General features: G+C 43.8%; 7 protein-coding genes and 1 pseudogene. 4 read left to right on the top strand and 4 right to left on the bottom strand.

Annotated features, from left to right (window positions below; all coding sequences use genetic code 11):
• Positions 1–163 precede the first annotated feature (163 nt).
• A pseudogene (locus tag EWV84_RS23165) lies at positions 164–595 on the top strand (restriction endonuclease fold toxin-2 domain-containing protein).
• 20 nt (positions 596–615) lie between these two features.
• The gene (locus EWV84_RS18830) at positions 616–1002 is read left to right on the top strand and encodes a hypothetical protein (RefSeq protein ID WP_286823685.1); all 387 of its coding nucleotides are present in this window, start codon (positions 616–618) and stop codon (positions 1000–1002) included.
• 309 nt (positions 1003–1311) lie between these two features.
• Here EWV84_RS18830 and EWV84_RS18825 read toward each other — a convergent pair whose 3' ends face one another.
• From EWV84_RS18825 to EWV84_RS18815, 3 genes are all read right to left on the bottom strand, one after another.
• Positions 1312–2274: a protochlorophyllide reductase gene (locus EWV84_RS18825; protein ID WP_287079310.1), complete on the bottom strand. Its 963-nt coding sequence runs from the start codon at positions 2272–2274 to the stop codon at positions 1312–1314.
• A gap of 323 nt (positions 2275–2597) precedes the next feature.
• Positions 2598–3599 (bottom strand): CsgG/HfaB family protein, encoded by a 1002-nt coding sequence (locus tag EWV84_RS18820; protein WP_286823688.1) that lies wholly within the window; start codon positions 3597–3599, stop codon positions 2598–2600.
• A gap of 73 nt (positions 3600–3672) precedes the next feature.
• Positions 3673–4656: a succinate dehydrogenase/fumarate reductase iron-sulfur subunit gene (locus EWV84_RS18815; protein ID WP_286824807.1), complete on the bottom strand. Its 984-nt coding sequence runs from the start codon at positions 4654–4656 to the stop codon at positions 3673–3675.
• 532 nt (positions 4657–5188) lie between these two features.
• Here EWV84_RS18815 and EWV84_RS18810 point away from each other — a divergent pair.
• Positions 5189–5575, top strand: coding sequence for an AbrB family transcriptional regulator (locus EWV84_RS18810; protein WP_287079308.1), 387 nt, complete (start codon positions 5189–5191; stop codon positions 5573–5575).
• Between the two features lie 344 nt (positions 5576–5919).
• Entirely contained in the window at positions 5920–6714 is a 795-nt protein-coding gene (locus EWV84_RS18805; protein WP_287079307.1) for a CPBP family intramembrane glutamic endopeptidase, read from the top strand.
• Here EWV84_RS18805 and EWV84_RS18800 read toward each other — a convergent pair.
• Complete coding sequence (locus EWV84_RS18800) at positions 6697–7494, bottom strand: Tab2/Atab2 family RNA-binding protein (protein WP_287079306.1); 798 nt, start codon at positions 7492–7494, stop codon at positions 6697–6699. The genes EWV84_RS18805 and EWV84_RS18800 overlap by 18 nt on opposite strands.
• Between the last annotated feature and the right edge of the window lie 181 nt (positions 7495–7675).

Raw genomic sequence — 7675 nt, 5'->3', positions numbered from 1 at the left:
ATCAGTGATGCTGTAGGTTAAGGGGTTATTATCGGCATCGGTGGGGGTAATTGTGCCAACAAGAGTGTTTAAGAGGCTATTTTCGGGAACGGTGAGGGTAGTATCGTAGAGGACTGGTGGGCTATTTTGGACGAATTTCAATCAACTTAAAGTACAATCAAGAATGACAGATTTAAGTAACTTAATACAAGACTGGGCAAAAGATTTCCCGCGAAGACTGACACCAACCTATAATCAGCGTTATCAATTTCAGATTAGACATTGTGGTAATGAGGAAATTCGAGTCCGAGATGGAGGAGAAGAAATTTGGGCAGATGGCATTAATTATGAAACAGGAGAGCTTATGGAAGCTAAATTTATTGAAAATCCCGCTAATAGTCCCTAGGTTGATAATTCTAATGTACCCCCTTTTATTCGGACAAAAGTTCAAGGCGATATAGAAAATGAATTTCGTCGCTATGGAGCAGTCATTAATGACCAAAAAACCCCTGTGGTTAAGTTGTTAGTAATTGTTAATATGAGAGAAGCCGTACCATTTTTTGAAAAATTACTCCGTCAGTTTAATATTCTTGGTACTGTTGTCGTTTTACCTTAAGTAAAAAGGAGAAGTTTTTAATGGAATATCTTATTACACCAGACCAACCGACCCAATGGAAAATTAACACAGTAGATTTTATTGAAAATCTCGAAAAATCTTGGCATGATACCACGATTAAAACCCTAACTAATCCCGATGATTATTATAGCATCGAATGGGTTATTAAAATTCCAGAAAAAGGGACTAGATTAGATGGAGCATTACATCGAGATGGACAAGGAATTAGTTTGGATGGATATTTAGAAGATTGTGCTACTTTTGCCATTTGGTTTCAATCTCTTGTTCCTGAAAATCAAGAATTAATGTTTTATGATCAAGGCTATAATTACTGTTTAAAGTTACAGCCAAACACAGCAATATCTGACATCATCCAGCCATTTCTAAGTCAGTCAATTTCAGTATGAAACTCAATTAATCTAGGCAAAAAGACGTAAACGCTATCGCTTACGTCCCCTTTAAACATCAATTAATCATCGTCAATATCGTTTTGTTTGTGCTTTTTAGACAACAACGCCTCTAATCCTAAGTGGGAATAAATAATCAGTTTTTAATAACCGGATTTAGTATAATACCAAATCCGTTTTTAATAATATGATTAACTGCCGATCGAGCTTTAAAAACCCAGTTATGGATTGTTTCTTGCTGCTCTGGCCTCCCCGTTTCGACAAGGACACAAGTTAACTTGTGTCCTTTTTTAGTCTTAAAATCGTAAATTAGGCTAATCCGACTAATTTAGCGCTGTATTCCCACATTTTTGCGCCTCTTTCCTCGTCGCGAGCTTGAGGAGAAACCCTTTGAACAAAGGATTTACCCTCTTTTTTCTGACGATTGCCCCAACTCCAGTAAGCGCCGGATTGACGGTATTCGGGGTCAGCAACCACCATAGCGACTCTTTCCCCGGCTAACTCTTGGGAAACATAGCCACCGGTGATATTTTTCTGGAACCAGGGGAAAAACTGCTGGAAAAAGGGGTAATGGTTGCGGAAAAGGGGTGTATCGGCCACACAACCCGGATAGAGGGAAGTAAAAGTGATTCCGGTCGATTCGTGATAGCGTTTGTGCAGTTCCCGCATGGTGAGAACATTACACACCTTACTATCTTTATAGGCTTTGACCGATTCAAATTTTTTGCCGTCGGCCATGGTAATCGGCTCTTGGAAACCGTTGGCAAACCCGTCTAAATCGCCCAAATCGGGACGAGGAGGAATTTTACCGCCTAATTCATCGGGATTATGGGTGACAGTGCCGAGAATGACTAAACGGCGGTCGGGAGAGGGAGAATTTTTTAGATCTTCCAAGAGCAAATTCGACAACAGGAAATGACCTAAATGATTGGTGGCCATGCTCAATTCATAACCGTCGGGACTTCTTAAGGGTTCTTTGAGCAAAGGCAGATAGATAGCGGCATTGCAGACTAAAGCGGTTAGAGATCTGCCCAAGGCCCGGAAATTTTTAACGAAGCGCCGGACGCTATCGAGGGAACCGAGGTCGATAAATTCAATACAGTAGTTATCCCGGGGAATGTTCAACTCTTTGGCGGCCTGTTCCATTTTCGGGATATCCCGACAGGCCATAACCACAAACCAACCTCTTTGAGCAAGGGATTTAGCGGCGTAGAGACCGACTCCAGAAGTTGTCCCAGTAATGATCACCGTGGGTTTTTTATCTTGTATCATTTTTTGATAATTTTCGTTAATCGCTCTGGTCTAGGGAATATCCAAGGGATTCCGATTATAAATTTTATCGGTTGTCTTACCTGACCCCGGGGTTCGCTTTACATAACTTCAAATTTTCCTGAGTGTTCACTTATCAGTGATCAGGAGTCAGGAGTCAGGAGATAGTAGATAGGAGTCAGGAGTCAGGAGTCAGGAGTCAGGAGATAGGAGATTATTTTTATTTATTCTTCCCACTCCCCACTTCCCACTTCCCCACTTCCCCACTCCCCACTTCCCCACTTCCCCACTTCCCCACTTCATAATTCATAATTCATAATTCCCAATTAACGAATCGGTTTAGCTAAATCACCGACTTTAAAACCATTACCGGTAATGATGCGACCGACGCTAGATTGACCATCAGCTTCGACAATTTCGAGAGTGCCAATCGGTTGAGTAATCTGACGGATAACCTTACCCGTTTGCGGATCCTTGACCGTTTGAGTCGTCCGTTCGATGGAAATGCGTAAACCGACACGATAGCCTTCTCCCGTACCTTTATTGAGAATTACCTGATTTCCTGCCACGGCAGCCACTAAAGCGGTGACAGTCGGGAGCGAGCGAGGTGTAGCGGCGATTTGGTCGGCTTTATCATTGAGATTATCCACCACCTGCGCCACTGCCTTATCGGTGGCAATACTGAGTAATTTCCCTTCGTTGGAGGTTTGGGAACCACCCCCAACCCCTAAAACCACGGTTGAACCATCGGATTGATTGGCAGTACCATCTCCCTGAGCGGTGGTAATAATTTCGGCCGTGGTGGTATTAATTGCCCGGACATTTAACTTGACAAAAGCATCGGTTTCTGTCTTGGCCGTGCTAAAAATAATAAACGAGCCACCAGATTGTTTTTTTTGTAAATCGAATTGGGTAATCGAACCGATAATCACCACATCTACCCCTAAAATTTGCCCGATTTGAGCGGCAGTAGCGGCATCTACCCGTCCCGAAGCCCCCAAATTTTGTTCTCTGAGGACAGCATCAATGCGACTGCGCTCAATGACTGTATAGCGACCACTTTCCACCAATTTATTGACGAGAATATCACTGACACCACTGGCTCCACCATTGAGAAATGTTAACCACTGGGGATTACTGAGACCGCTATAATCGAAGTCTAAAACCGCTACGCGCACCTTTTCGCTTTTTTGGGCTAAGAGTAATGGTAAATTGTTAGAGATAGCTTGGGAGAAAGCCGGTGCGTTGAAGCTAAAACCCAAACTAGAAGCAACTCCCACAAGGGTAATCAGGGCAGAAAAACCACGGATACTATCTCGATCGAACATGATAATGGGTTCTCCAGTCAATATAGAATATAGATCATAATCATCTCAAAATTGCTCTAACTATCGAGAGTGATCAAGAGCGAGAATTTTGAATAGCAGTAATTAAACCTCTGACTTCCTCGGTTCCCTCGGAAGCTTCAAAGGAAGTGGGGAATTTACCCCTAGCAATCATCCGCAATCCCAAGGGGGCAATACTTAATAAACCCTGTAAATCGCGCCAATAATTGCCCAGCACATAGAGGCCGAATTTGCGTTCATCAACCCATCCCCCTGCTTTGACTAATTCCACTAAAACTTTCCGGTGACGAATGGGACGACTACTATCGTCCGACTTGCGAGCGAGTATTTCCTGTTTAATTTTACCGATTTGATCCATGGGAGCCACTTCCATGGGACAAACCGCATTACAGAAATAGCAACGCGTACAACCCCAAACCCCTGCGGTGCCTTGGTTATAAAGTTCTAGGCGACTTTCCTGATTACCATCGCGGGAATCCACTAAGGTGCGCTGCGCTTTTGCTAAAGCGTGGGGACCGACAAAATCGGGATTGACTTGCTTGGCATTACATTCCGAATAACAGGCGCCGCACATAATGCAGTTACCCATCTGATTGAGATTGGCTCTTTCTTCTGGAGTTTGCAGAAATTCTCGTTCGGGAATGGTGCGCGCTTGACTACTAATATAAGGTTCAACCTTTTCTAAATCGTCCCAAAACGGTTGCATATTGACGATTAAATCCCGAATAATCGGTAAATTCCCCAGAGGGGCGATCGTGATTTCGGGAATTTCTCCGACATCTTTTTGGCTAGAATGGTTTAATTCACTGGCGATATTTTTTTGACAAGCCAAGGCCGAACGGCCGTTAATTTTCATCGCACAGCTGCCACAAATTGTATTGCGGCAATTTTTACGAAAGGCCAAAGTTCCATCAAGTTCCCATTTGATGCGATTAAGGCAGTCGAGAATTGTATTTCCCGCCTCCACCTCTAGGGTAAAATTTTCTAGGTAAGGGGTGTCGTTGGGTTGTTGACGCAGAATTTTAAAAGAAACTTCCATACTCGGCACGGGGATGAGGGACTCCTAATACTCAGGATAATCGATGTTAACGGGCCAAAGGGGAGCTAGTAATGGTAATTAATCCTTAAGATTTTCCCCGGTCGGTTGAGCCAAGGAGTGGGTATCTAGACCTAATCATAGATGGGCAAGTCGCTCGAAAACAGTTTAATCACCCCGGATTTACTGCTCTGGGTCATTAGTTTTTTGCCAACTCCAACCACAAGTATAGTTTCTCAATTCCTTGCCAGGTATAGCTTGATCCGTTTTATGTCCTCACTTTCTCCTCCCTGTTTTCCTCGCACCCGACCAAAAATTGCGCGAGTCTTGGCCAAAAATTTCCTCTCCCCCACAAGGCCTACACTTACTACCTAGTCTGGGGTCTTCTTAGCACGATTGTCATCACAGAACCATCAGTTTTAAAAAATTTATTATTCCCCTCTAGACATTTTTGGCAAGATTTTTGGTATGATCAATTTGTCAGTGTAAACTTAATTGACAGCCAGTCAAAAATCAAGGAACATTTAAAAGTACCATGAATGATATCTCTCCTACTCCCCTAACCGGGAAAGCTCTACTTCAAAAAGTCAAAGAGTTGGCCCACTTACCCCGTCGCGAAACGGCAAAACGTTGTGGTTACTACTCCCAAAGTAAAGATGGCCAAGTTCGGGTCAATTTAACCGACTTTTACGATGCTGTTTTGGGTGCAAAAGGGGTTCCTCTCGATCCCGAAGGCACTAAAGATGGCCGCGGCCGCGAACCCACTTTCCGGGTTAGTGTCCACAAAAATGGTCAAATCGTCATCGGTTCCACCTATACCGAACAAATGAACTTGCAGCCCGGCGATGAGTTTGAAATCAAACTTGGCTACAAGCACATCCACCTCAAACAAACGGAATCAGAAGAATCGGTAGGAGCTTAAATAGGTTACGAAGTAGGGATAAGGATAAAAAAAATCGGCAGTCAAAAGGGCTAGTTTTGACAAGACCGACCAAAAAGACAATATAGATTCTTATCCCTAATTCTAACCCCTGACCGCCTCTTTCATCAACTCGAGGGGTTTTCCTTAAGCACTTTTTCTTCTTTTTCGCAACCCCCTAGAGATGGATTTTTGTTGGAGCTAGGCTTTACCAGAGCAAAGTTCCACAGTTATTCTATCCCTAGAGGGTTTGTTTTATGGGTGTTAGGGGTAGGGGGTAGGGAAATTTCAACTAATACCCCAAAACCCCACACCCTGCACCCCACTTCCCTAGCACCTAATTGACAATGGACATGGCTGCCTTAATAAAAATTATTATTTTCCTGTTAGCCTGGTTAATTTTCTGGCTGCCGATTGCCATTGTTTTAGGGAGTCGTTTGGGATGGCAACCGCTGCAAGGTACAAAACCTGACCAGAAATTGCCACTGGTGGCCTCTCTTTACGCATTGGCTCCCTTAGTTATCTGGGGATTATTAAAGATAGAGGGGAGCAGCCTCCATAATTACGGATTAATTTGCTCATTTTCCCTATTTATCTCCCTAACTAAAGGATTAATCCTGGCAGTGGTGGGATTAGGGATAATTTTTTTCCTAGAGGGGATTTTGACATGGGTACATTGGCAGCCCAAAAACCTCACTCGCGCTTTTTCCTTGAGTTTACCCCTGTTGATAGTGGCCCTCTGGGTGGGTATTACCGAGGAATTAATCTTTCGGGGCATCTTTTTGAGCCAATTAAGCCAAGAATACGGTTTTTGGGTGGCGGGAGCCATTTCTAGCCTAATTTTTGCCCTGCTGCACCTGCTTTGGGAACGTCAGCAAACTCTGCCGCAACTACCAGGTTTATTTCTGATGGGGATGGTTCTGGTCTGGGCCAGGGCGATCGATCATGGTAGTTTAGGATTAGCTTGGGGACTTCATGGCGGTTGGGTATGGGGATTGGCCTTGCTAGACAGTGCCGAATTGATGTCTTACAGCGATTCTGGGTTAGTTTGGGTTAAAGGTATCTATAACCAACCTTTAGCCGGTTTAGCAGGCATTCTCTGCCTCTTGGGGACAGCTTGGGGGTTAAACCTGCTTCAGTAGCCAAAAGCCGGTAAAAGTGCGACCGGAATCATCCGGTTGTATGAGGAGAAAGTGCAAACCTTGGCTTTCCTCTTTGGTTGCTTGATAAGCATTGGCTGCCCGGGCCACTTCTTCATCTTCGTAGGTCAGGAAAATCCAACGCTCATTGAGACCCGATTCCAAGACTAAACCGCCCGATCGCCCCGTTTCTGTGGGAATATGAGCGATAAATACCGGGTTAATTTCCCCTAACCAACGAGCGATCGCCAAAGATTTTTTACCACCGGTAATAACCACACCGGGGATCGTTAAAGTGGAGGCTAAACCTAGTTTTAAAGGAGAAAAGGCCTCTGGTAGGGAAAGAATCGGTATTCGGCGATCGCAAAAAAAGTTAACTAAATCAACGGCGGGAAAACGAGCAAAACGCCACTCTTGACCTAAAAATTGGTCGGGTAGGGGTTGTGGTGGAGGAGAGTCGATATTTATGGGGATTTGCCGTAATTCTAGCTGTTTTTTGAGGGCGTTAACGTGACGGGTTAACTCGATTTTGATCTGTAAATTTTGACCCGCGAGGAGAAATAAATTGGCGCATTGGGGGCGAAAAACTTGGATAATTTCTGGGGAGGAGACTTGACAAGCTTGCTGTAACTGTTGGGTTAACCAGTCGCTATTAGCTTGCGATTGGGGACAGGAATTTTCATAGATAAGATGACCGAGAGGATCTGAAATTAACAATTGCCAGACTGTGCCAAGAGGGGAAGAAGATGAAGATTTATAAAAATCCGCTTGCCAAATAGTCATAATTCAGTAAAAAGTCACCAGTAAAAAGTCAAAAAATGGTCAGGAGTAGAGGTAAACTAAAAATTTTACCGAAATTTTGGGTTAAAGCCCCGTCCTTTTAGGACGGCTTTTTAAACTATAGCTTGTTAACTTAACTTTTATTGTGCTATACTGATTTTATCTAAGTACCCCCTGCGTAAAA

The organism is Microcystis sp. M_QC_C_20170808_M3Col, assembly GCF_007095505.1.
Lineage (GTDB): Bacteria > Cyanobacteriota > Cyanobacteriia > Cyanobacteriales > Microcystaceae > Microcystis.
The sequence above is the reverse complement of the archived record's forward strand: the minus strand, read 5'-3'. Positions and strand labels throughout refer to the sequence as shown.